The 22,236-nt window shown below is 69.2% G+C and carries 21 protein-coding genes; 9 read left to right on the forward strand and 12 right to left on the reverse strand.

Annotation, left to right across the window (positions count from 1 at the left end; translation table 11 throughout):
* Positions 1 to 110: 110 nt before the first annotated feature.
* Positions 111 to 1,532, reverse strand: coding sequence for an MBL fold metallo-hydrolase (locus O9271_RS15210; protein ID WP_298271476.1), 1,422 nt, complete (start codon positions 1,530 to 1,532; stop codon positions 111 to 113).
* Positions 1,533 to 1,978: 446 nt separating this feature from the next.
* Between O9271_RS15210 and O9271_RS15215 the strand changes: the two genes are divergently transcribed.
* The 3 genes from O9271_RS15215 to O9271_RS15225 all read left to right on the forward strand — a co-directional run bounded on the left by O9271_RS15215 (position 1,979) and on the right by O9271_RS15225 (position 5,056).
* On the forward strand, positions 1,979 to 2,338 hold the full coding sequence (locus O9271_RS15215; protein ID WP_298271478.1) for a hypothetical protein: 360 nt from the start codon (positions 1,979 to 1,981) through the stop codon (positions 2,336 to 2,338).
* Positions 2,339 to 2,386: 48 nt separating this feature from the next.
* Positions 2,387 to 4,534 carry a TonB-dependent receptor gene (locus O9271_RS15220; RefSeq protein ID WP_298271480.1) on the forward strand — a complete coding sequence of 716 codons (2,148 nt, stop codon included), beginning with the start codon at positions 2,387 to 2,389 and terminating at the stop codon, positions 4,532 to 4,534.
* Between the two features lie 144 nt (positions 4,535 to 4,678).
* Positions 4,679 to 5,056: a hypothetical protein gene (locus O9271_RS15225; RefSeq protein WP_298271482.1), complete on the forward strand. Its 378-nt coding sequence runs from the start codon at positions 4,679 to 4,681 to the stop codon at positions 5,054 to 5,056.
* 27 nt (positions 5,057 to 5,083) lie between these two features.
* Here the strand turns inward: O9271_RS15225 and sppA are convergent, their stop codons facing one another.
* Positions 5,084 to 6,979 (reverse strand): signal peptide peptidase SppA, encoded by a 1,896-nt coding sequence (sppA, locus tag O9271_RS15230; protein WP_298271484.1) that lies wholly within the window; start codon positions 6,977 to 6,979, stop codon positions 5,084 to 5,086.
* Between the two features lie 217 nt (positions 6,980 to 7,196).
* On the opposite strand from sppA, the gene O9271_RS15235 reads away from it, so the two are divergent.
* Complete coding sequence (locus tag O9271_RS15235) at positions 7,197 to 8,987, forward strand: acyl-CoA dehydrogenase C-terminal domain-containing protein (RefSeq protein ID WP_298271486.1); 1,791 nt, start codon at positions 7,197 to 7,199, stop codon at positions 8,985 to 8,987.
* A 157-nt stretch (positions 8,988 to 9,144) separates the two neighbouring features.
* Positions 9,145 to 10,278: a GGDEF domain-containing protein gene (locus O9271_RS15240; protein ID WP_298271489.1), complete on the forward strand. Its 1,134-nt coding sequence runs from the start codon at positions 9,145 to 9,147 to the stop codon at positions 10,276 to 10,278.
* A 26-nt stretch (positions 10,279 to 10,304) separates the two neighbouring features.
* On the opposite strand, the gene O9271_RS15245 is transcribed toward O9271_RS15240, so the two are convergent.
* On the reverse strand, positions 10,305 to 12,158 hold the full coding sequence (locus O9271_RS15245) for a heavy metal translocating P-type ATPase (protein ID WP_298271492.1): 1,854 nt from the start codon (positions 12,156 to 12,158) through the stop codon (positions 10,305 to 10,307).
* 121 nt (positions 12,159 to 12,279) lie between these two features.
* On the opposite strand from O9271_RS15245, the gene O9271_RS15250 reads away from it, so the two are divergent.
* The gene (locus O9271_RS15250; RefSeq protein ID WP_298271494.1) at positions 12,280 to 13,905 is read left to right on the forward strand and encodes an ATP-binding protein; all 1,626 of its coding nucleotides are present in this window, start codon (positions 12,280 to 12,282) and stop codon (positions 13,903 to 13,905) included.
* An 18-nt stretch (positions 13,906 to 13,923) separates the two neighbouring features.
* On the opposite strand, the gene O9271_RS15255 is transcribed toward O9271_RS15250, so the two are convergent.
* The 6 genes from O9271_RS15255 to O9271_RS15280 all read right to left on the reverse strand — a co-directional run bounded on the left by O9271_RS15255 (position 13,924) and on the right by O9271_RS15280 (position 18,813).
* On the reverse strand, positions 13,924 to 14,838 hold the full coding sequence (locus O9271_RS15255) for a LysR family transcriptional regulator (RefSeq protein ID WP_298271497.1): 915 nt from the start codon (positions 14,836 to 14,838) through the stop codon (positions 13,924 to 13,926).
* Positions 14,838 to 15,569, reverse strand: a complete 732-nt coding sequence (locus O9271_RS15260; RefSeq protein ID WP_298271500.1) for a carbonic anhydrase — start codon at positions 15,567 to 15,569, stop codon at positions 14,838 to 14,840. The genes O9271_RS15255 and O9271_RS15260 overlap by 1 nt, the downstream gene beginning before the upstream one ends.
* A 1-nt stretch (position 15,570) precedes the next feature.
* Complete coding sequence (locus tag O9271_RS15265) at positions 15,571 to 15,897, reverse strand: hypothetical protein (RefSeq protein WP_298271504.1); 327 nt, start codon at positions 15,895 to 15,897, stop codon at positions 15,571 to 15,573.
* Between the two features lie 10 nt (positions 15,898 to 15,907).
* Entirely contained in the window at positions 15,908 to 16,900 is a 993-nt protein-coding gene (locus O9271_RS15270; protein ID WP_298271506.1) for a sodium-dependent bicarbonate transport family permease, read from the reverse strand.
* Between the two features lie 187 nt (positions 16,901 to 17,087).
* Positions 17,088 to 17,351, reverse strand: coding sequence for a hypothetical protein (locus O9271_RS15275; RefSeq protein ID WP_298271509.1), 264 nt, complete (start codon positions 17,349 to 17,351; stop codon positions 17,088 to 17,090).
* 118 nt (positions 17,352 to 17,469) lie between these two features.
* The gene (locus O9271_RS15280) at positions 17,470 to 18,813 is read right to left on the reverse strand and encodes a DNA polymerase IV (protein ID WP_298271512.1); all 1,344 of its coding nucleotides are present in this window, start codon (positions 18,811 to 18,813) and stop codon (positions 17,470 to 17,472) included.
* A 35-nt stretch (positions 18,814 to 18,848) separates the two neighbouring features.
* Here O9271_RS15280 and ybaK point away from each other — a divergent pair, with 35 nt between their 5' ends.
* On the forward strand, positions 18,849 to 19,319 hold the full coding sequence (ybaK, locus tag O9271_RS15285) for a Cys-tRNA(Pro) deacylase (protein ID WP_298271514.1): 471 nt from the start codon (positions 18,849 to 18,851) through the stop codon (positions 19,317 to 19,319).
* A gap of 53 nt (positions 19,320 to 19,372) precedes the next feature.
* Here ybaK and O9271_RS15290 read toward each other — a convergent pair whose 3' ends face one another.
* Entirely contained in the window at positions 19,373 to 20,509 is a 1,137-nt protein-coding gene (locus O9271_RS15290) for an alanine racemase (RefSeq protein ID WP_298271516.1), read from the reverse strand.
* Positions 20,510 to 20,596: 87 nt separating this feature from the next.
* Between O9271_RS15290 and O9271_RS15295 the strand changes: the two genes are divergently transcribed.
* Complete coding sequence (locus O9271_RS15295) at positions 20,597 to 20,959, forward strand: Rid family hydrolase (RefSeq protein ID WP_343213928.1); 363 nt, start codon at positions 20,597 to 20,599, stop codon at positions 20,957 to 20,959.
* Positions 20,960 to 20,990: 31 nt separating this feature from the next.
* Positions 20,991 to 21,266 (forward strand): hypothetical protein, encoded by a 276-nt coding sequence (locus tag O9271_RS15300; protein ID WP_298271520.1) that lies wholly within the window; start codon positions 20,991 to 20,993, stop codon positions 21,264 to 21,266.
* Positions 21,267 to 21,349: 83 nt separating this feature from the next.
* Here the strand turns inward: O9271_RS15300 and O9271_RS15305 are convergent, their stop codons facing one another.
* A complete protein-coding gene (locus O9271_RS15305; protein ID WP_298271523.1) occupies positions 21,350 to 21,781 on the reverse strand; it encodes a S4 domain-containing protein in 432 nt (143 codons plus the stop codon).
* Positions 21,778 to 22,233: a hypothetical protein gene (locus O9271_RS15310; protein WP_298271526.1), complete on the reverse strand. Its 456-nt coding sequence runs from the start codon at positions 22,231 to 22,233 to the stop codon at positions 21,778 to 21,780. The genes O9271_RS15305 and O9271_RS15310 overlap by 4 nt, the downstream gene beginning before the upstream one ends.
* Positions 22,234 to 22,236 lie beyond the last annotated feature (3 nt).

Below are 22,236 nucleotides of genomic sequence, written 5' to 3' on the forward strand. Positions count from 1 at the left end.
GACGGCAACATAATTCGTGAGGCGGTGTCATCTGGGCGTCATTTCGTCGATTCTTTGGTGGTAGGACGTGCAAAAACGTGGTCAGCCGTACCGGCTGACCACGCGGAGCACTAGCTCCCCGGCGCGGCGCGTACCCACGCCGCGTAGCCGCCCTGCAGGTCGATGGCGTTCGTGCGCCCCAAGCGGTGCAGCAGACTGGTGGCGATCGCCGAGCGGGCCCCCGCCTGGCAGTGAACCCCCACGGCGCCTGCGGGAATCTCGTGCACGCGCTCAGCCAACTCGCCAAGCGGAATGTGCACGGCGTGGGGCAGGTGGCCGCCCTCCCACTCGGTGCGCCCGCGCACATCGATCACCGGAAGCGACCCGTCGCGAACGGCCGCGGAGGTGATGGCCTGCTGAGGCAGCGGCACGGCGAGGCTGCCGCTGGCGTCGAGGAGCGTGAGCAGCGCGTCGGCGTCCACCCACCCCACGATTCCGTCGAAGCCGATCTGCCGCAGATCGTGGCGGGCCGCCTCCACAAGCGCTCCCACCGCCTCTCCCGGCGGCGCCAGCAGTAGCAGCGGCGCGCTCACTGGCACCAGCGAACCCACCCAGGTGCTGAAGCTGCGCCCGTAGGGCACGGAGAGGCTGCCCGTGGCGTGTCGCGCGGCGAAAGCCGCGACGGGGCGCAGATCGATCGGCCACAGCGCCGAGCGCGCCAGCAGCGCGGCGCCCTCGCCGGCCGAAAGCTGCGGCAGCGGCGACAGCGGACCCAGCACCGGTGGCCCGTCACGGTTGATCCGCTTCATGTCCGCAAAATAGCGCGGGGGTTCTGGCTGCCCCTCCAGCACCATCCGCACGAACTCGCCCTCGTTGGTGGTCGCGACCCCCCAGTTGGCGCGCTTCTCGTAGCCCACCGTGCTCGATGGTACCGCGCCCAGCGCCTTGCCGCAGGCCGACCCGGCGCCATGTCCCGGCCACACCTGCAGGTGGTCGGGAAGGGCGCGGAATCGCTCAAGTGAATGGAACAGCGTGCGGGCCCCGGCTTCCATCGTGTTCGCCACCTTGGCGGCCTTTTCGAGCAGGTCCGGCCTTCCCACGTCGCCCACGAACACGAAGTCGCCCGTGAGCACGCCCATGGGGCCCGCCGCGCGTGGTGTATCGGTGACGACAAAGCTCAGATGTTCGGGGGTGTGCCCCGGTGTATGCAGCACGTCGAGCCGGATGTTGCCCACCATGATCACATCCCCGTCGTGGAGCAGCGTCGCCCCGTCGTGTGCCGCAAACGCGTACTGCCAGTCGGCGCCGCCTTCAGCGGACAGGAAGAGCCGCGCGCCGGTCGCGGCGCGCAGTTCGCGCCCCCCCGAAATGAAATCGGCGTGGATGTGCGTTTCCGTCACGTGCGTAATGCGCAGCCCCTCGCGTGCCGCGACGTCGAGGTAGGGGCGGGGATCGCGCAGCGGATCCACCACGATGGCCTCACCGGTGGCCTGACAGCCGATGAGATAGCTCGCCTGGGCGAGCGACGTGTCGTAGAACTGGCGGAAGTACATGGCAACAAGCTAAAGGGGCGAAAGGGAACGCCGAGGGGCTGGTGACGAATCGTGCGATGCTGGGGATGTTCACAACAATGCCGAGGCCGTGACGCTCCACGGCGCGACCGCCATGGTCTGCCGTTCGTCCAATTTGTACAATGAGTGAAATGCCCAGTCCACCGCCCCGCCGTCGCCCCTCGACGCTGGCCGCCAGTCGGATGCTGCAGGCGCAGCGTCCTCTGGGCGCGGCGCCGCTGCCGCCGTTGGGGCGTGGCGCACCGGCGAAGGGTGGGATGCCGCCGGACCCGCGTGGCCGTGGGACGGCGTCGTCTACGCTAAGTGCCCGCACGGAGCCCGCATCAGGGAAACCCGTACCCCGCCCGGGGGGCGCGGCGAAGTCGCCGGTTGCGAGCGCACCGGCGCGTCCGCCCGCCACGAGGCACGTCGACCGGGATCAGGTGCTGGTGAGCAGCGTGGTCGTGGCCTTCCTGCTGCTCACGGTGGCCGCGGTCGGCCTACAGGTAAACGGCAACGCGCGCACCGACCGCAGCGTCGGTCAGGTGACGGGCACCCTGACCCGCGTGTACGATCAGCAGACCGCGTTCCGGCTCATCAATCAGCGCTTCGCCACCTGGCCGGAGCTCAAGGCGCAGGGAATGGCCCTGCCCATGTCGCATCGGGTGCTCGCCTCCAACGCCTCCCCGTCGCATTGGTTCATCAAGGTACGTGACACCCAGACCGGGATCGTCTGTTCCCGCACGGGGGAGCTGTTCGACGAGGGGCCGCTTGAACGGCCGCCCAGCTGCAGCACCGGCGCACGATAGTCACCGAACGGGGATTCCCTCCGTCCACCCGCGGCGATAGATCGGAGAGTGCTCCGATCCTCTCCGTTCCGATTCGTTCGCGGGCTGCTGCTGGTGGCGGTCCTGGGCCAGAGCGCCGACCTCTCGGCCCAATCCCGCCCCGCCGCCGACTCCCTGCGGCGCGACCGTGCGCAAGCGCTGCGCTCCCTGCGGGTGAGTGTCACCCGCGACGTCGAACGGACGCCCTTCGAACTGCCCTTCGCGCTTTCCACCGCTCCGCTGTCGGCGCGGCCGGCACTGCGACGCACCGGCGCCAATGAACTGCTGCTGGCCGTCCCCGGTGTGCAGGTACAGGATCGCGCCAATCCGTCGCAGGACCAGCGCATCGCCATCCGTGGTTTCGGTGCACGCTCGGCCTTCGGGGTGCGTGGCGTGCGCGTGCTGCGCGACGGCGTGCCGGTATCGCTTCCCGACGGGCAGACGCCCACCGACTGGATCGACCTCGAGACCATCGACCGTATCGACATCGTGCGCGGTACGGCCGCCGCGCTGTATGGCAATGCGGCCGGCGGCGTGATCGACATGCGGTCGCGCGCGCCGGCGGCGGTGCCGTTCACGGCGCAGGCGCGCGTGTGGGACGGCGGGGGGGTGCAGCGCGGCAACCTGCAGCTGTCGGGCAGTCAGGCAGACAGTACCGGGTGGTGGCAACGCGCCGGCTGGCTGCTGTCGGCCACCCGCACCCAGGGCGACGGACCGCGACGCTGGTCGCGGCTCGATGCGTCGAGCCTCTTCGCGCGCGGCCTCGCCACCGTGGCGGGGACGCGCCTTGAGTTGCAGGCCACGCACTACGACGCCCCGCGTGCCGAGAACACCGGCGCGCTCACGGCCGAGGAGTTGGCGCGCGATCCGCGCCTCCCCGACTCGCTCAACATCACACGGCGGTCACGCAAGGCCGTGGTGCAGACGCAGCTGGCGCTGCTCGGCGAACGGGAGGTGGCGGGCGGCACGGTACGCGGCTCGCTCTTCACGAGTGCCCGCACGCTCGACAATCCGCTCCCGTTTGCCATGGTGGCGGTGGACCGGAAGGTGATGGGCGGAGGAGTGCACGGCGCGTGGCGCGTGGCACGGCTCGCGTGGCCGGTGCGTCTGGGGGCGGGTGTCGATGCGCAACGGGTGCTGGACGAGCGCTACAACTACGAGAATTGCGCCGCCGTTGCCGCGGCGGCACCGGCCACGGCGCTCTGTCCGCAGCCCGGCACCGAGCGCGGGGCCACGCGGCTCGATCAGCAGGAGCGCGCCGCCAGCGTGGGGGCGTATGGGCGCGTCGAAGTGGAAGCGCCGCACGGCCTGCTTGCGAGTGCCGCGCTGCGCCACGATCAGGTGCAGTTCCGTGTGCGCGATCGCTTCATCACGCCGCGCAACGCCGACGATTCCGGCGATCGGTCGCTGCAGGCGGTGAGCCCCATGCTGGGGCTGGTCTGGCGCGTCCGTCCGCAGTGGTCGCTGTACGGCAACCTCTCCACCGCCTTCGAAACGCCCACGATCACCGAACTCACGAATCAGGAAACGGGCGCGGCAGGACTCAACGCGACGCTCGAACCACAGCGCACACGAACGTCGGAGATGGGCGCGCAGGCGCTGCTGGGCGGTCGGGTGCGCGCCGATCTGGCGCTCTTCCGCGCCGTCGTGCTCGATGAGCTGGTGCCCTTCGACGTGCCCAATCAGCCGGGGCGCCGGGCTTTCCGCAATGCCGGCCGCTCCACCCGTACGGGTGCGGAAACCAGTGTGCGCGCCGCATGGCAGGCGTTCGAGGCGGGAGCGGCGTACACCTGGTCGCGCTTCCGCTTTGACCGCTACGTCGTGGGGAACACCTCCTTTGCCGGGAAAGCCATTCCCGGCGTGCCCGCGCATTACCTGCAGGCGTTCGGTACCGCACGGCGTGGCCCGCTCTGGAGCAGTGTCGAAGTCACCGCGGCGTCGTCGGCCAGCGCGAACGACGGCGGTACGGTGACCGCTGCCGGCTACGCGGTGTGGAACTGGCGCGCCGGACTCGATGCCGTCGTGGGCAGCGTCCGCCTGCAGCCCACCGTGTCGCTCGAAAACGCCTTCGATCGGCGCCATGCCGGCAGCCTCGTGATCAATGCCACGCGCAATCGTTTCTTCGAGCCGGGGCTGCCGCGCCGCCTCACCGTCCTGACCAGTCTCCAGTGGCGGTGAGCGGCAGGGCGCGAGGAAGTCGGGGGCGGAGCCGGATTCACGGACGCCATTGAGCCAACACGGGAACCGTGGAGCCAACGCGCCGGCTTGAGCTATGGTGTCGCAACACACCATCTGTTCCGCTCACCTCAACGACCCCACCCCATGAGCATGCACAGCACCGACGGCGCGCTGTCCATCCCCGAAGACTTCGACGGCTTTCTCCTCGATGCCATTCCCACCACCGACGGTATCTGGGCGCTCTACGGCTTCGACGATGACCGTCCGGTCGACGCCTGGAGCAGCTATCACGCGACGCGCTGCGTGGACCAGATGGCCATTGCGCGCGCGCGTGTGAAGGCCGCCGAATGGGCGCTCGCCGATGTGCAGGCGCGCGGGATCGCGCCGTGCATTGCCAAGGCCGCGGCGCACCTCGCGGGGGCGCGCGCCGAACTGGCCACGTGGGAAGCACAGGCGCGCCGCCTCGAGACCCACCGCAAGGTCACCTACGGCGCGTGGTCCACGCCGGTCATTGCCGACTGACCGCGCTTCGCGGGTGAGCGCAGCCGGTTAGCGCACCCGCAGGATGAAGGGCATCCGCGCGTACACGCCGCGCGGATCGTTGTAGGCCATGAGCGCGCCGAGTTCGCGCGTGATGTCACGCACGAGCTCGGCCGCCGCCCCGCGCGCCCCCAATTGCTGCACCGCGGCATCGAGCTGTGCCGCCACCGGCGTGGGCTTGTCCTCCACCAGGTCGGACAGCCACTCGGTGGCGGTCTTCACGTGCGGGTACTCGCGCACGTCGTAGTCACCGGTCAGCTTCGCCCGCGCTGCCGCCGCCTTCACGGCATCCTGCAGGCTGCCCAGGGAGTCCACGAGCCCCAGGCGATGCGCCTGCACCCCGGACCACACCCGCCCTTCGGCCAGACCGCGTACGGAATCGAGTGGAAGCCCGCGCGCTGTGCTCACCCGCTGCAGGAAGGCGTCGTACACCATGTCGGTGCCGCGCTGCAACACGGCGAGTTCCGCCTCGGTGCGCGGACGCGCAATGGTGAAGAGGTCGGCATAGCGCCCCGTCTTCACCGTGTCGAACGTGACGCCCTGCCGGTTGGCCAGCGCCTGGATGTTCGGCACGAGCGCAAACACGCCGATCGACCCGGTGATGGTGTTGGGTTCGGCGTAAATGCGCGATGCCGCCGTGCTGATCCAGTACCCACCGCTCGCGGCCAGCGACCCCATCGACACCACGACCGGCTTCACCTTCGCCATGAGGGTGAGCTCCCGCTGAATCTGTTCCGAAGCCACCGCGCTGCCTCCGGGGCTGTTCACGCGCAGCACCACCGCCTTGATCTTGCGGTCGCTGCGCAGCGCCCGCAGCTCGCGACTGAAGGACATGCCGCCGATCTGGCCGGCTCCGCCCTCACCGTCCACGATGTCCCCTTCGGCGTACACGATGGCAATCGCCTGGCTGGCCCCCACGAGCCGTTCCTTCGCCACCGCGATCGGCGCATAGTTGTCGATCGTGATCTGCGGCAGCGTCGGCTGGTCGAGGGCGGCCGCCAGACGGGCCGCGCGGCTGCTGTCGGCTCCTTCTGCCGCGGCGCTGCCGCTGTCGGCGGGCGCGACTCCCGCCATCTTCTGCAGGTCGGTCAGGACCACGTCGAAATAGGCCACCCGATCGACCAGCCTGGCGGACTGCGCCTCCGCCGGTGCAATGATGCCCTGGGCGTCGACCAAGGTCTGCAACGCCAGCGTGTCCATACCGCGTGTGCGGGCGATGCCGCGCTTCACCTCGCTCCACAGGTCGCCAAGGTACGACGCCACCTGCTGCCGGTTTTCGGGGCTCATGTCCCGGCGCGTGAATGGTTCGACCGCCGCCTTGAAGCGCCCCACGCGGCTCACCTGCACGCCCACGCCGTACTTCTCAAACAACCCGGTGAGAAAGAGCTGCTCCGACACGAGTCCCGGCAGCAGCAGCGAGCCGAACGGGTCGAGCGTAATCGTGGTCGCCGCCGACGCCACGTAGTACGTGGCCGCGTCGGGATTCACGAGGTACGCGTGCACCGGCTTCCTTTTCGCCGCGAAGGCCACGAGCGCTTCGCGCAACTCGCGCAGCGCGGCGTAGCCGGAACGGGTGCCGTCGCCGGTGACGGTACCGCGCAGCAGAATGCCGCTGATGCGATCGTCGTCGATGGCGGCGCGCACCCCCACCAGCGCCGAGCGGAGCGGCAGCGCCGTGCCGCCAGGCTCGAAGGCGTCATCGAAGAACCCGCGCCGTTCAGGATGCGCAGGCTGGTCGGAGAGCGGACGGTCGAGGTCGATGATGAGCACCGCCCCCTGCCGCACCTCGGTGGCCGGTCGTGATCCGGCGGATGCGGCAATGCCGGCGATCAGTAGCAGGCCGACCACCACACACACGGCAATCGTGACGAGATTCGCGGCCAGCGCCGCAAAGAACTGCTTCATAAGAGGGGGCTCCGGGGAAGGCGAGCGTACGGACTGCTACACATTAACCGGTACGGGGCGGGGCGGCGGCCGGTTCCGGGACAGGACGCGCTCAAGACCGCGTGCGCCGTCGGGGCATGGCCCCCACGGCATAAACATGACGCTACCGTCGCAAAACCCCTTGCCGCCGCGTGATCCGGGGCGCAGCTTCCATTCACCTCTTTCCCGAGTCCAGTCCATGCCCGCTTTCCACGCGCCGCTCGACGACATCCGCTATCTCCTGCACGACGTGCACGACATTGGCCAGCTCGCCGCGCTCCCCGGGTTCGAGGAGGCCACGCCGGAGATGATCGACGAAGTGCTCCGCGGCGGGGCCCGCTTCTGCGAAGAGGTGCTCTTTCCGCTCAATCAGAGCGGCGACGCCGAGGGGGTCCATCTCGCGAACGGCATCGTGACCACCCCCGCGGGGTTCAAGGAGGCGTACCAGCGCTATACCGCCGACGGATGGACCGCGATCAGCGCCGAGCCGACGTACGGTGGCACCGGGCTCCCCGAAATGGTGCGCTTCGTCATGGAGGAGCTGCTCTGCTCGGCCAATCTCTCCTTCTCCATGTACCCCGGGCTTTCGCATGGTGCCTACAGCGCACTCATGAGCCACGGATCGGAGGAGCTCAAGCAGCGGTTCCTCCCGCGGCTCATCGATGGCAGCTGGGGCGGCACCATGTGTCTCACCGAGGCGCACGCGGGCACTGATCTGGGCATCCTCACCACGCGCGCGGTGCCGAATGCCGATGGCACCCATGCCATCACGGGGCAGAAGATCTTCATCAGCGCCGGGGAGCACGATCTCACGGCGAACATCGTGCATCTCGTCCTCGCCAAGCTCCCCGACGCGCCCAGCGGCACCAAGGGCATTTCCCTCTTCCTGGTCCCCAAGTTCCTCCCCACGGCAGACGGTGGGCTGGGGGCCCGCAACGGGGTCACGTGCGGCAGCGTGGAACACAAGATGGGGATCAAGGCCAGTGCCACCTGTGTGCTCGACTTCGATCAGGCCACGGGCTGGATGGTCGGGGAGCCGCACAAGGGCATGCGCGCCATGTTCGTCATGATGAACGGAGCGCGCCTGGCCGTGGGGCTGCAGGGACTCGGGCTCTCGGAGGTGGCGTACCAGAACGCGCGCGCGTATGCGCGGGAGCGACTGCAAGGCCGGTCGCTCACCGGTCCCAAGCACCCGGACGGCGTGGCCGACCCCATCCTCGTGCACCCGGACGTGCGCAAGGGGCTGTTGCGCATCAAGTCGCTCAACGAGGGCATGCGGTCGCTGGCGTACGCCGTGGGTATTCGCATCGATCTCGAACATCGGCACCCCGATCCCGCGGTGCGGCAGGATGCTGCCGATCTGGTGGCGCTCATGACGCCGGTCATCAAGGCCTTCCTCACCGATCGTGGCTTCGAGAACACCAACATCGCCCTGCAAACGCTCGGCGGGCACGGGTACATCAAGGAGTACGGCATTGAGCAGTACGTGCGCGATGCCCGTATCGCGCAAATCTACGAAGGCACCAATGCCGTGCAGGCGCTCGATCTGGTGGGGCGCAAGCTGCCCATGGAGGGCGGTCGTCTGGTGCGGCGCTTCTTCGAGCTGGTCAAGACCGACGTGGATGCCGCCGCGGCGGTGGCGGGGCTTGAGGAGTTCGCCAAGGCACTGGGGGCGTCGCTGTACCAGCTGCAGAAAGCCACCATGCTGCTCGCCGAGCGCGGCTTCGCCAACCCCGATGAAGTGGGCGCCGCGGCCACCGAATATCTCGATCTCATGGGCTACACGGCGGTGGGGTGGCAGTGGCTGCGCATGGCCACGGTCTCGCAACAGCAGCTGGCGGCGGGTGCGGAGGACCGGCGGTTCCACGAGGCCAAGCTCAAGACCGCCCGCTTCTACTTCGGGCGCGTCCTTCCCGGCACGGCAGCGCTGCTGACGGCCATCCAGGCAGGGAGCGCGCCGGTCATGGCGCTGTCGGCGGACGAGTTCTGACGTGCCCGCCGTGTGACAGTCCGGGCCGGAGCCCGCCCCCGGCCTCAAGCATTGTGTGTGTGGTGCCGAAGCCCTCAGGAAGCCCCTCACCCACACCATGTTCTTCAAGAAAAGCTCCGAACCGTGCTCGGCGTTTGAAGGAACCCAGGCCACCGGCGTGACCGACGCCGCGGTGCAGACGGCCACGACCGTCCCGGCCGCTGCGCCGGTGGCGGGTTGTGAGCCGTCCGTTCCGGTCGACGACGGTCTGGGGCTGGTGCTCGATGCGCTTGGCGGTATCCTGGCGGCCCTGTCGCGGTATCCCATCGACCTCCCCGACCGATCGGGGGAGGAGCTCTCGCGCGAGCTGACCAGATGGCGTCGCCATGCCACCATGGGCTGCGCGCTCTCCGAGCACGACGACGCGTCGGTGGGCGTGGCGGCACGTGACTGGAGCGGGGTGGTCCGCACCGTCACCGAGCAGCGACGCGACGAGCACCGGTACGTCAAGGCCTCCATCAATGAGCTCCGTGATGCCCTCTGGGCCTGCGTGGAAACGGTGCACAAGGCCGTGCAGGTGGACCACGCGGTGGATGCCACCACGGAACAGCAGATGGAGCGGGCGAAGACGGCGTTGCAGCGTATGCAGACCGGTTCCATCAAGCAGGAGGTCCTTGGGGCTGTGATCGCCATCGAGGGAGCGCTACGGACCCGTCGTGAGCAGCAGCAGGAGCAGTACGTGAGCCTCGGTCGCAAGCTCGAGGGTCTGAGTCAGCAGCTGGAGGAGGCCCGTCGCGAATGCACCACCGATGCGCTCACGGGGCTGGGCAACCGCAAGCACTTCGATATCGTGGCGTCCCGGGCGCGGCAGATGCATTCCCTCGGGCGGCAGCCGGTGGCGCTGCTCATGGTCGACATCGACCGGCTGAAGCTCGTGAACGACCTGTACGGCCATCAGTCGGGTGACGCGGCCATCGTGAACCTCGGTAAGGCCCTCGCCAGGACGTTTCTGCGCTCGAGTGACGTACTCTGCCGTTTGGGGGGCGACGAGTTCGCGGTGATCCTGTTCAACACCGACTGGAAGATGGCGCTGACGCTGGCCAAGCGGCTGCAGGAGCAGCTCAGTCTCATGCCGGCGCCACACCAGAACATGGAGTTCGCGATCGGGGCGAGCGTGGGCGTGGCGCAACTCGAGGGGCACGAAGAGGTGGCCGACTGGGTGTCCCGCGCCGACAAGGCGCTGTACAAGGCCAAGCAGCATGCCCGAGAACGGGTCTGCGTGGCGGACGGTCTCTCACTGCCCACGGACTGAGGGGGCCGGCGCCCGTGGGCCCGTTGTCAGGTGCTCGCGCGCGCACCGCTTGACGCGCGCAGTGCATTCAGGATGACGGCCACATCGATCGCTTCCTGGATCAGTGCGCCCGCCACCGGGGTGAGCATACCGGCGGCCGCAAAGCCCATCCCCACAAGCGACAGCCCGAGTCCCACGCCAATCGATTGCCGGGCGATGAACAGCGCCCGCCGTCCGATCTCCACCGCTTCGGGAATACGCCCCGGGTCGTCCACGAGCAGTACCACGTCGGCCGCCTCGGCCACCACCCCGCCGCCGTGCCCCGCCAGCGCCACCCCGACGGTGGCGGTACTCAGTGAAGGGGCATCGTTGGTACCGTCGCCCACCATGAGCACCCGGCGACCTCCCTTCTCGATGGCGCTCACGCGGGAGGCCTTGTCCTGGGCCGTCAGGCCGCCGGCGAACTGCGAGATCCCCACCGCTTCCGCAATGGCGCGCACATTCTCCTCCCGGTCGCCCGAGAAGAGGTACAGGTCGCGCAACCCGAGCGCGCGCAGCGCCTCGAACATGGGAGCGAGCTCCGGGCGTATCTGGTCGGCGAACTCAATGCGCGCCACTTCGCCCCCCGCGGTGGCCACATACGCGCGCAGCCCGGTCGCGTCGCTTTCCATGGTCGCGAGCAGTCCGGCCGCTGCGGGCACTCGCTCCTGCAGCCGTTCGCGGACGAAGTCCGGTGACCCCACCACCACCCACTCGCCCGCCACTTCACCGGTCACTCCGCGGCCGGGCGTTTCGTGCAGTGCCGTGGCCATGGCCAGCGTCGCGCCGCGCGCCTCCGCCTCGGCCACGATCACGCGTGCCAGCAGGTGCCCCGAGCCCTGCTCCACGGCTGCGGCCTTGGCCAGCACGGTGAGCAGGTCGCTTCCGTCGCCGGCGATCACCCGCGCCACCTGGGGCTTGCCCACGGTGAGTGTTCCTGTCTTGTCGAAGACGGCGGTGTCGACCCGCGAGAGCCCCTCCAGCGCCGCGCCATGGCGCACGATGATGGCGCGCCGCGCCGCGCGATTGATGCCGCCAATGATGGCCACCGGCGCGGCGAGAATGAGCGGGCACGGGGTCGCCACCACCAGTACGGCCAGCACGCGTGTCCAGTCGTGCGACACCAGCCACGCCACCAGACAGGCCAGCAGGGTGAGCGGGGTGAACCACACCGCCCACACATCGGCGGTGCGCTGCAACGGACTCTTCGACGCCTGCGCGCTGCGCACCAGGTCCACGATGCGCGCGTACTGGCTTTCCTGCGAACGACGTTCGGCGCGCATGGTGAACGCGCCTTCCTGGTTCACGCTTCCCGAGAGCAGTCGGGCACCGACCGCCGTTCGCACCGGCACGGGCTCGCCGGTAAGACGCGACGTGTCCACATGCGACGTGCCGTCGAGCACCACGCCGTCGGCCGGTACCAGCTCCCCCGGGCGAATCAGCAGGGCGTCACCGGGTTCGATGATGCCGGCATCGATGTCCTCCACGCGCCCCTTGCGCACGCGGTGCGCGGTCCGCGGGGCATCAGCCTCAAGGGCCGCCACCGCATTCGAGGCGCGCGCGACCGCATAGGCATCGAGCGCCTCGCCCCCCGTCTGCATGAGCACGACGACGAGACCGGCCAGTGGTTGCCCCAGCAGCAGCGCTCCCACGATGGCCAGCATGGCGACCACGTCGGCGGCAAACTCGCCGCGCAACATGCCGCGCAATGTACGCCACGCCACCGGCACCCCGGTGACAAGCAGCCCCAGCAGCCACACGCGATCGCGCCACGGATCGGCCGACAGCACGAGCGGCGTGGCGAACCCGGCCAGCAGGAACGCGAGCGCGATCAGCGGCGGAGGCGATATGGGGAAGGACAATCGGGTTTTCGCATGAGGGTGGCAGAATCGCCCGGCGCACGCTCTCATCCATGCGGCTCGGTACCGCGCCCCGCAAGGGTGAAATCACGGACTGGATGAATCCTGATTAGCTTGCTCTGGTATGACCAATACACATTCTCACGCGGCGCTTGCCGCGATCGTTGACATTGCCGCCGACGCGATCATCGCGCTCGATGACAACTTCCGCATCGTGCGCTTCAATCGTGGTGCCGAGCAGATCTTTCAATGGCAGGAGGCCGACATGCTGGGGCAGCCGCTCGACCGGCTGCTCCCCATGAGTGCGCGCGCGGTGCATCGCGGCCATATGCGCACCTTCGCCGAGGGTCCGGCGGATGCGCGAATCATGGCCCATCGCCGCGCCATTGCCGGGCTGCGCCGGAACGGGGAGATGTTCCCCGCCGAAGCGTCCATTGCCCGCGTCACGATGGACGGCGAACGCACCTTCATGGTGACGTTGCGTGATGTGAGTGAACGCGTGAAGAGCGAAGAGCGACAGAAGTTGCTCTCGACTGCCGGGTGGGTGCTGGCGGCCTCGCTCGACGTGGAGTCCACGATGGCCACCATCGCCGAGCTGCCTGTACCGCTGCTTGGGGAATGGAGCCTGCTCGAGCTGCTCACCCCCGACGGCGCCATGCGGCGGGCGGCCGCCGTGCACACGGACCTGCAGCGTCACGAGGACACGGCGGCGCTCCTGTCGCGCGTGGCGGAGCCGCTCGAGCTCGATCCGCTGCCCACGAGTGGTGCACGGGTGGCTCACGAAGCGGAGGCGCAGCGCATCACCGATGTTGGCGCCTGGCTCAAGGCGAACTTCCACGATGCCCCGTCGCGCGCGCGCGCCGAATCACTTGGCGTGAGCGCGGTGCTGCTCGTGCCACTGCGCGCAGGCGGACGCGCGCTCGGTGCCCTGCACCTCGTGCGCACCCGCCCCGCGGCCACGCACTCGCTCGAGGAGCAGCAGGTAGCCGACCAGTTCGCCGGCCTGGCGGCGCTCGCCCTCGAGAATGCCCGGCTGTATCAGCAGTCGCGCAGCGCCGTGCGTGAGCGCGACGAGATGCTCGCCATTGTCTCGCATGACCTGCGCAATCCGGTCAATGCCATCGTGATGCTCACCGGGGCGGTGCTCAAGCGGGACGTCGACGCCATCGCCCCCGAGGTGGAGCAGGCGCACATGGCGCGCGACGAGGTCGAGGCGGTGCGCGCCGCTGCGCGTCAGGCCGACGGGCTCATTCAGGATCTGCAGGATGTCTCGCGCATCTCGGCGGGACGCCTGCGCGTGGAACGCCGACGCGTGCCCGCGGCGGAGATCCTCAAGGAATGCGCCGACATGTTCGAGCCGGTCATGGTCGATGCGGCACTGCGCTTCGTGCGCCGTTTCGACGAGGACCTGCCGGTGCTGCTGGCCGATCGCCATCGTCTGCAGCAGGTGCTCTCCAATCTGCTGGGAAACGCCGTGCGGTTCACGCCGCACGGTGGTGAAATCGTGCTCGCCGCGGCGCGGCACGACGACATGCTGCGCATCAGCGTACGGGACACGGGGCCGGGCGTCGCCATCGACGACGTCCCGCGCCTCTTCGAGCGCTACTTCCAGGCCCCGCGCCTGTTGCGCGCAGGGTCGGGGCTCGGCCTCTACATCGCCAAGGGCATCGTCGAGGCCCACGGCGGCGAGATCGGCGTGGACTCGGAAGTGGGGAAGGGGGCCGAGTTCTGGTTTACCGTGCCGGCGTAGGGCCTTCGGCCCACCACCTCACCCGAACAGCCGCGTCCGCGCTGCTTCGCTCAGCGCCACCACCGCCGGGTGCGCCAGCTTGCGCTCGGCACTGATGGCGTAGAAGCGCTCCCGGACGTCGGGGAGTCGGCCCACCACACGCACATGATAGGCGCGCCGGATCTGCGCCTCCACCACCGATGGCGCGGCGAAGAGGCCCATGCCCTCCTGGCCGAACACCTGGAGGAGCGCCACGTCTTCGGCCTCGCACACCACGTCGGGGCGCACGTCCTGCGCCACACACCATGCGTCGAGGGAGCGGCGCATGGCGGTGTTGCTGGTCGGCATGATGAAGGGCGCACCGTCCAACGACGCCGGGAACTTGCGTCGATGCTTGTTCGCCAGCGCCTCCGTGCCGAACACGGTGAGGCCGCATTCGCCAAGCAGGTGCGTGAACAGCGTGATGGGCAACCCCGGCGATGCGGGCGTATCGGTGAGGACCACGTCCAGCGCGTGCACCGCCAGGTCGGCGAGCAGCCGCTCCGTCTTGTCGATACGGCAGGTGAGGCGTAGCCCCGGCAGGGCGTCGAGCGCCGGGCGCAGCAGCCGCCAGGTGGTGAGCTTGGGGAGCGAGTCGGAGATCCCCACGACCAGTTTGGCGGGGAGTCGTGCATCACCGCGCGCAAGCGCTTCCGTGAGTTCGCGGCCCGTGCGGAACATGTCGTCGGCATAGTGGAAGACGAGATGCCCCGTTTCGGTGAGCACGAGATTGCGCCCGCGCTTGTCGAACAGCGCCGCGCCCAGAGAGCGCTCCAGCTGCTTGAGCTGCGTGCTGATGGTGGGCTGCGTGAGGTGCAACACTTCCGTGGCGCGCGTGATGCTTCCTTCGCGCGCCACCACCCAGAAGTACAGCAGATGCTGGTAGTTGAGGGTGTTGAGGGAGAGCGGCGCCATCACACGGAGACCGGCATCACCTTGCCGGTGTCGAGGTCATACACACCACCGGCAATGACGAGTGTGCCTGCCTTCACCCGTCGTGCAAGCACCGGTGATGCTTCCTTGAGAATCTCCGCCTGCAACTCGACGTTGCGCGCAATGGCCCGGTTCACGTCGCCGCCGCTTTCCTTGGCTGCGCGCCGGATGTGCTGGTACAGGGTGGAGATCTGTCCCGGCACCTCGGTCCCCGCCATGGTGGCCGACACGGCGCCGCACTTCGTGTGCCCCAGCACATACAGCACCTGCGCCCCCAGCACCTCCGTGCCGAACTCCAGCGACCCGATGATGGCCGGATCCGCCACGTTGCCGGCGATGCGCGTCACGAAGATGTCGCCGAATCCCTGGTCGAAGACGATCTCGATGGGCACACGCGAGTCGGCGCAGCCAAGAAAGGCGGCGAAGGGCTTCTGGCCGGCCGCCACTTCCTTGAGTCGCGCCATGTTGCGGTTGGGCGCCATGACCTGACCTTGCACGAATCGTGCGTTGCCCTCGTACAGCGCCGCGAGCGCCGCTGTGGGATCGGCATACGGGTGCGACACCGACCGCGGGGCACCGTGGCCCCACGCCGGTGTGGCCAGTGCGCCGGACGCCACACCGCCGCCCAGCAAGGCCGCCCCGGCCATCGTGGCTGAATGCAGGAAGGCGCGACGCGACGGTGTGGCTGCAGGGGGAACGTTCGAGGTGCACATGTCAGAGGCCTCCGGTAGGGGTGGACTGGCGGTATTTGTCACCGCGAACCACGGCGACGTCGGACAGGTAGGCAATCACCTCGTAGTCGGTGAAGTAGCTGCGGGCGATGTGGGCGACGATGCGCTCCGCCACGTCGGGCGGGACGATGGTTTCGATGCGCACATTGATCCCCGGGATCTCCGCGGCATGCAGCGCCCGCGATCCCTGACCGCGCCCTTCGACGACGGTGAACCCGGTCGCCCCCAGGCGGCGAAGCTCCTGCGTGATACGAGGCTCCAGCACCGGCTCGGCGATGATCGTGACCAGCTTGAACGGAAAGGTGAGCATGACGGGAACCTCAGGCGGCAAGGCGCTGCGCGAGCGCGTAGTAGAGGGGAATACCGGCGAGGATGTTGAACGGGAAGGTGATCGCGAGCGCCGCCGTGAGTGAGTACGTGGGGTTCGCTTCCGGCAGGGTGAGGCGCACGGCCGGCGGTGCGGCGATGTAGCTCGCACTCGCCGCCATCGTGCCAAGCACCGCCGCGCCACTCGGCGACAGCCCCGCCCACTCACCAAGCACCACGCCCAGCGCGCCGTGCGCGAGCGGCAGCACAATCCCGTAGCCCAGCAGGAACGGCCCCACCTTCTTGAGGTCACCGAGGCGATCGCCGGCCACCACCCCCATCTCCAACAGGAAGAGCATCAACGCTCCCTTGAAGCCGCTGTCGAAGAACGGCGATACGGCCTTCCACCCGGCTTCACCCATGAAGAAGCCGACGATCAGGCCACCCACCAGCAGAATCATCGTGCGCCCGGTGAGCACCTCGTGCAGCACGTCCTTCATACTTCCCTGAGCGGCCGCGTGGCCGCCCGCGGCGATGAGCTGCTTGTTGCGCTGAATGGCGCCAATCGCGAGCGCAATGTGAATACCGGGGCTTTCGAGCAGCGTGAGCAGCGTGGGCATGTACCCTTCCGCCGGCGCTCCCACGCGCACCATGAACTGCTGCGCGGCAATAAACGTCACGGCGCTCACCGACCCGTAGTGGGCCGCCATCCCGGCGGAGTCGCTGGCATTGAAGCGGCCCACGTACCGCATGGCCGCGTAGGCCGTCAGCGGCGTGATGCACCCCAGCAGCAGCGTCACCCCCGCGGGCGCGACGATGGCAGCGAAGCTGGCGTGTGAAAGCTCCACGCCGCCCTTCAGGCCGAGGGCGAACAGGAGGTAGATGGACAGCGCGCTGTAGATGTCCTTCGGCAGCGAGAACTCGCTCTTCACCAGGCGCGCGAAGATGCCCAGCGCGAAAGCCAGGGGAATGGGCGAGAGCAGGTTGGCCTTGAGCGTTTCGATCATGGGGGGAATGGAGGGGGACGCCGGCGCCAGCAGGTGCGATCTATCACGGCCGTAGTCTGCGCAAACCCGGTGCATAATCCAAATCGAATGTTAGTCGCAAACACATTCAAAAAGCCTATAGATAAAACGCGCAAGAAAAAAGGCGCCACGACGTGGCGCCTCTCTTCGGTGCAACCGGCCGCTGGGGCTAGTGCTTCTCGCCCGCGGGAGCCGCTGCCGGCGCGTGATCCCCACCGCCGCCATGGTCGGCGGCGGCACTGTGATCGCCGCCCGCGGCATGCTTGGCCTGATCGCGCTCGTAGTACACCTGCTGCGCCATCGGATCGCGCGGGTGACGGTAGGTGTTCTTGTGGATGGTCCACGCGCCGAAACCGAGCGCCGCCGTGAAGACGCAGGTCACGAGGGCCGCGCCCCACCCCAACTTGTTCGGATCGTACTGCTGAGCACTCATGAAGACACCCTGAGCAGGTTGTGATTGCCATCGGCGACACGCGGCACCAGCGCCTGCCGGCGCACCATCCACCGGGGAGCTGGTCCGTCGCAACGGGGGGAACCTAGTGGGACCCGGATCATTCTTCCACCCTTGGCCCCGTCTCGTGCGCCGGGTCCACCAGCCGAGCCGGAAGAATGGCCTCGCTGCCATAACGATCCCGGATGCGATCCAGTGCCCGGGTGAGGGCCCGGTCCCGCTCCGACTCCGTGGGGTCGGGGAAGGGGAGGCCCTCGCCACCCTCCCCCTTCCCCTCTCCACCGCCACCGCGGGAGACCCCGGGGCTGGCCGATGCCGTCGGCTCGGCGAACAGCCCAAGCTGGGTGGCTGGGAGGGGGGCGCCCCGGTCGTCGTCGTCGAAGTGCGACAGCGCGATCCCCAGCAGCCGCAGCGGCACGCGGCGCTTGCGGCGCAGCTGACGGAGCAGGGGGCGGGCGGCCTTGAGCACCGCCCCTTCCGATTCGATGAATCCGCCCAGGGTGCGCTGCGCCGACCGCACCCGGAAATCCGCGTCCTTCACCTTCACCGTGACCGTGCGCGCTCGCAGCGCCTGCCGACGCAGGTCGCTGCTCACGCGCACGGCCAGCCGCAGCAACTCCCGCTCCAGCAGGTCGTCGTCATCCAGATCGCGGGCGAAGGTGTCCTCGCGGCTCACCTGTTTCTGGCGCTCCCGGGGCGACACGATGCTGTCGTCCACACCGCGAACCCGCCGTGCGAGCCACCGCCCCGTGCGCTCACCCAGCCGGCTCACGAGCGCCTCCTCCGGCCAGCGCTGGGCCTCCCGCACGGTCTCCAGTCCCATGCGGGCCAGCGTCTCTGCCAGCCGCGGTCCCACCATGGGCAGTTCCGCCAGCTGGAATCGGCCGAGAAACTCGGCTTCCTCGCCGGGGGCCACGCAGTGCACGCCAGTGGCACCGCTCCCCGGCTTCGGTTTCCCCACCTCCACTGCCATCTTCGCCACGAGGCGCGAGGTGCCGCCGCCAATGGAGACATACAATCCCGTGGCCTCGAAGACCGCCTCGCGGATGCGCCGCGCCGTGTCGGCGAGGGATTCGTGGCCATAGAGCGCTTCGGTGCCGGCGAGGTCGCAATACCACTCGTCAATGCTGGAGGCCTGCACGACGGGAGCAAACCGCCCGAGCACCCCCTGGATGGCGCGGCTCCGTTCACTGCAGGCCGCACGCGGCACGGGGACGCACAGGGCGTCGGGGCAAAGCGCCAGCGCTCGCGCAATGGGCATGGCCGAGCGGACCCCATAGCGGCGGCACTCGTACGAGGCACTGCACACGACCCCGCGTGACCCGGGGCGGCCACCCACGATGAGCAGGGCGGCGCGTCCGGCCCCCTCCGGATCGACCTGGCGTGCCACCGCCACGAAAAACGCGTCGGCGTCCACGAGCAGAATGCGGCGAGCGGGGGTCATGGCGGAAAGCTACCGCACGCGTGCAACGTGCATGGGTGACACCCGCCATCCTTCTCGCCCGGAAATCCGGCGTGCCGCACGACGTGCTCAGCTACGAGCACGATCCGCGTGCGGCCTCATTCGGCCTCGAGGCCGCCACTCTTCTGGGGCTCGACCCCGCGTCGGTCTTCAAGACGCTGGTGGCCGACGTGGACGGGGTGGGGCTGGCCTGCGCGGTCGTCCCCGTGAGTGCCACGCTCGATCTCAAGGCGCTTGCCGACACCGTGGGTGGCCGTCGTGCCCGCATGGCCGACCCTCAGGCCGCGGAACGTGCCACGGGCTACGTGGTGGGGGGCATCAGCCCGTTGGCGCAGAAGAAACGGCTGCCGCTGGTGCTCGACGACAGTGCGCAACACTTCCCGCGCATTCACGTGAGTGCCGGGCGCCGTGGACTCGAAATCGCGCTGTCCGCGGACGACCTGCTGGTGTTGACGGGCGGGGCGACGGCGGCCATTGCCCGCCGCTGAGCCTCGCACAGTCGGCGACGGGTGAACGGGCGACGGGAGAATCGGCGACGCGGCTAGACGGCGCGCGGCCCGCTTGGCGCGCGGTCCAGCTCCCGGTTGGAGTCGCGTCCGCGTGCCGTCACCGGCCAGCGCGTTTCCACCGCATGGCCGCGCACCCCGATGATCTCGTCGAAGAGGTGCACCACGATGCACACATGGTTGGGTACGATGCGCACCTGATCGCCCAGGCGCGGGCGCCACGAGGAACGCGAAAGGTCGAGGATCCCATGCTCCTCCGACATGCGCGACACGATCACATCGGGGTGATCGAGCAGCACGCCGTAGCCGTCCCCCTCGGCGCGCAGCGGTTCACGACCCAGCGCCTTGGTGCCCGCGTCCACCACCGCCTGCCCCTTCACCGACACGCTCACCACCGTGGCGAGCACGGTGAGGGCACAGTCTTCCCAGTCGCAGGCGCCGATCTCCGCGGTCGTGCGGTCGTTGTACACGTACGTCCCCGGACGCACCTCGTTCACGCCGGGCACCTCGTGCATGCGCCACGCCAGCGGGGTGGATCCCCCGCTGACGGTATGCGGCGGCAATCCGGCCGCCGTGAGCGCCTCGATGTACGCCGCGAGATCGTGCCCCACCTGCGCCAGCCCCGCGTCCTGATCCTTGACATGCGCCCGCACATGGCCGGGATAGAACTGGAGGCCGGCGAAGCGCAACGAGGAGGCCCGGTCAATGTGGCGCGCCATGGCCACCGCCTTCTCCGGCGAGGTCACGCCCACCCGATGCATGCCAAGATCGGCTTCCACAAGAACGTCGATCGAACGCTGGCCAAGTCGGGCGGCCACGGAGAGCGCGTCGAGGGCCTGCACATCGTCCGCCGCCACCGCCAGCCGAACATGAGACGGTAGCCGCGCCATGCGCTCGAGGCGCGCCGCCCCCACCGGCGGATACGCCACGAGCAGGTCGCGGCACACCTCCGCCATCACCTCCGCCTCACGCAGCGTCGCGCACGCGAGCCCCACGGCCCCCAGGCGTAGCTGCTCGGCGGCGATGCGCGGCGACTTGTGCGTCTTCACATGTGGCCGCAATCGCAGCCCGTGCAGGGTGGCGTATGCCGCCATGCGGTCCAGATTGTGGGCAACCCGGTCGAGATCCACGACCGGAACCGGTGTCTCGAGTTGCTCGAGATACGTTGCCAACGCCCCACCTCCGCCAACCTGAGAATGTCCGAACCCCAGCACACCCCGGCACCTGCGCGCCAATGGACGCCTGTCGTTCTTCCAGACCTGCCCCCGCCAGCGGGAGCTTACTCTCCGGGGGTGCGAACCGCAAATGGCGCGCAGCTGCTCTTCGTCTCCGGACAGACGCCGCGCGATCCGGCCACCGGCGAGATCGTGGGTGCCACGGTGGAGGAGCAGACGCGCGTGACGTTGGCCAACCTCGAACGCATCCTGCGCACTGGCGGCGCGACGCTGGCCGATGTCGTGAGCGTCACGGTGTATCTCGCGGACGAAAACGACTGGGGGACATTCAACGAGGTGTATCGCACCGTGTTCTCGCCGCCATTTCCCACGCGGGCGGTCGTGGGGGCGCAGCTGCGCGGCATCCTCGTGGAGATTGCCGCCATCGCGGCGGTGCCGGCGGCGTGAGCCCGCGTATGGCCGGGCCGGTGAGGGCCGCATGATCGCCCTGTTCAGCACCGATCGCGGCTGGCGCCAGCCCGTCGAGGCCGCGCTGCGTGAACGCGGCCACGAGGTGCGCAGCGCCAGCCGCCCCGCCGAACTCGCCAAGTGTCTTGGCGATGGCCGAGTGCGACTCGTCGTCGCCGGCCCGCTGTCCGGCGAGGTCGAGACGGCGAAACGCACCGCTGGCTGCTGCCCCGTGATCAGCACGACGCCCGATGACACGATGGAGCGCATCGTGCACCGGGCGGAGGCGGTTCTGGGGGGGGATTGAGGCGCGCGAGCGCGCGCACAACGTCGGCCGTGGTGTCGTGCGCCGTGGCCACGACCATGGGCGTGGAGGGGGCGCCACGCCAACTACCAGTCGGTGCCGCCTTTCAGCCGACGCAGGGCGCGCCGGTCGCGCTTTCCGGGTTTGCTGTCACCGTGCGAGAACGCCGTGGGCATCTGCCGCAGCTGCTCCGTCACGACCTCGCGCTTGCGACGCCCGTCGGCCGTTTCCTCGTACAAACCGCGCGCAATGTCCGCCGATCCGCGGCGCTCCGCCACGTCCCGCACCGCGAGCACCCACTCCACCGGCCCCTGCCGCAGGCGTACCACATCGCCGGCCTGCACCTGCTTGGCGCGTTTGGCCCGGTCGCCGTTCACGTCCACCTTGCCGCCGTCGATGGCGTCGGCAGCGAGCGCCCGCGTCTTGAAGAACCGTGCGGCCCACAGCCACTTGTCGAGGCGGACCTTGCCCGCCGCCGCTGGCACATTGTCATCCGGCACGTCGTGTGCCCCGCTCATGCCTCGTCGTCCTCCCTCGCCCATGCCACCCGGTCGTCATCAGCATCGCCATCATCAGCATCGCCATCGTCAGCATCGCCATCGTCAGCGTCACCAGCATCGGCCGCCGCTGGCGCCGCACGCTGCTCCACGGCCTCCACTTCGCGAATGCGGGTGGCCGCACCGGCGAACACGGCGCGCACCGGCGGCGACGCGGCGTGGCCCCTGGCGTGCTGTTCGAGCACGGGGATCAGCGCCACCAGGGCAGACAACCCGGCGGCGGATTCCTGGTGCGGAGCGATGGCCTCGAGCAGGCCTACCACGGTATCGCACGCCGACGCCATCTGACGGGACGTGGGGAGGTCAGGCCCCGGGACCTTCGTGCCGCGTTGCAGCACCTCACAGCGGGAGCGCAGCGCCTGCGCGTCGCCGCGAAAGCGATGGATCAGGTACTCGCGTGCCGTTTCGGCCATGTC

Origin of the sequence: Gemmatimonas sp. (assembly GCF_027531815.1) — a bacterium.
Lineage (GTDB): Bacteria > Gemmatimonadota > Gemmatimonadetes > Gemmatimonadales > Gemmatimonadaceae > Gemmatimonas.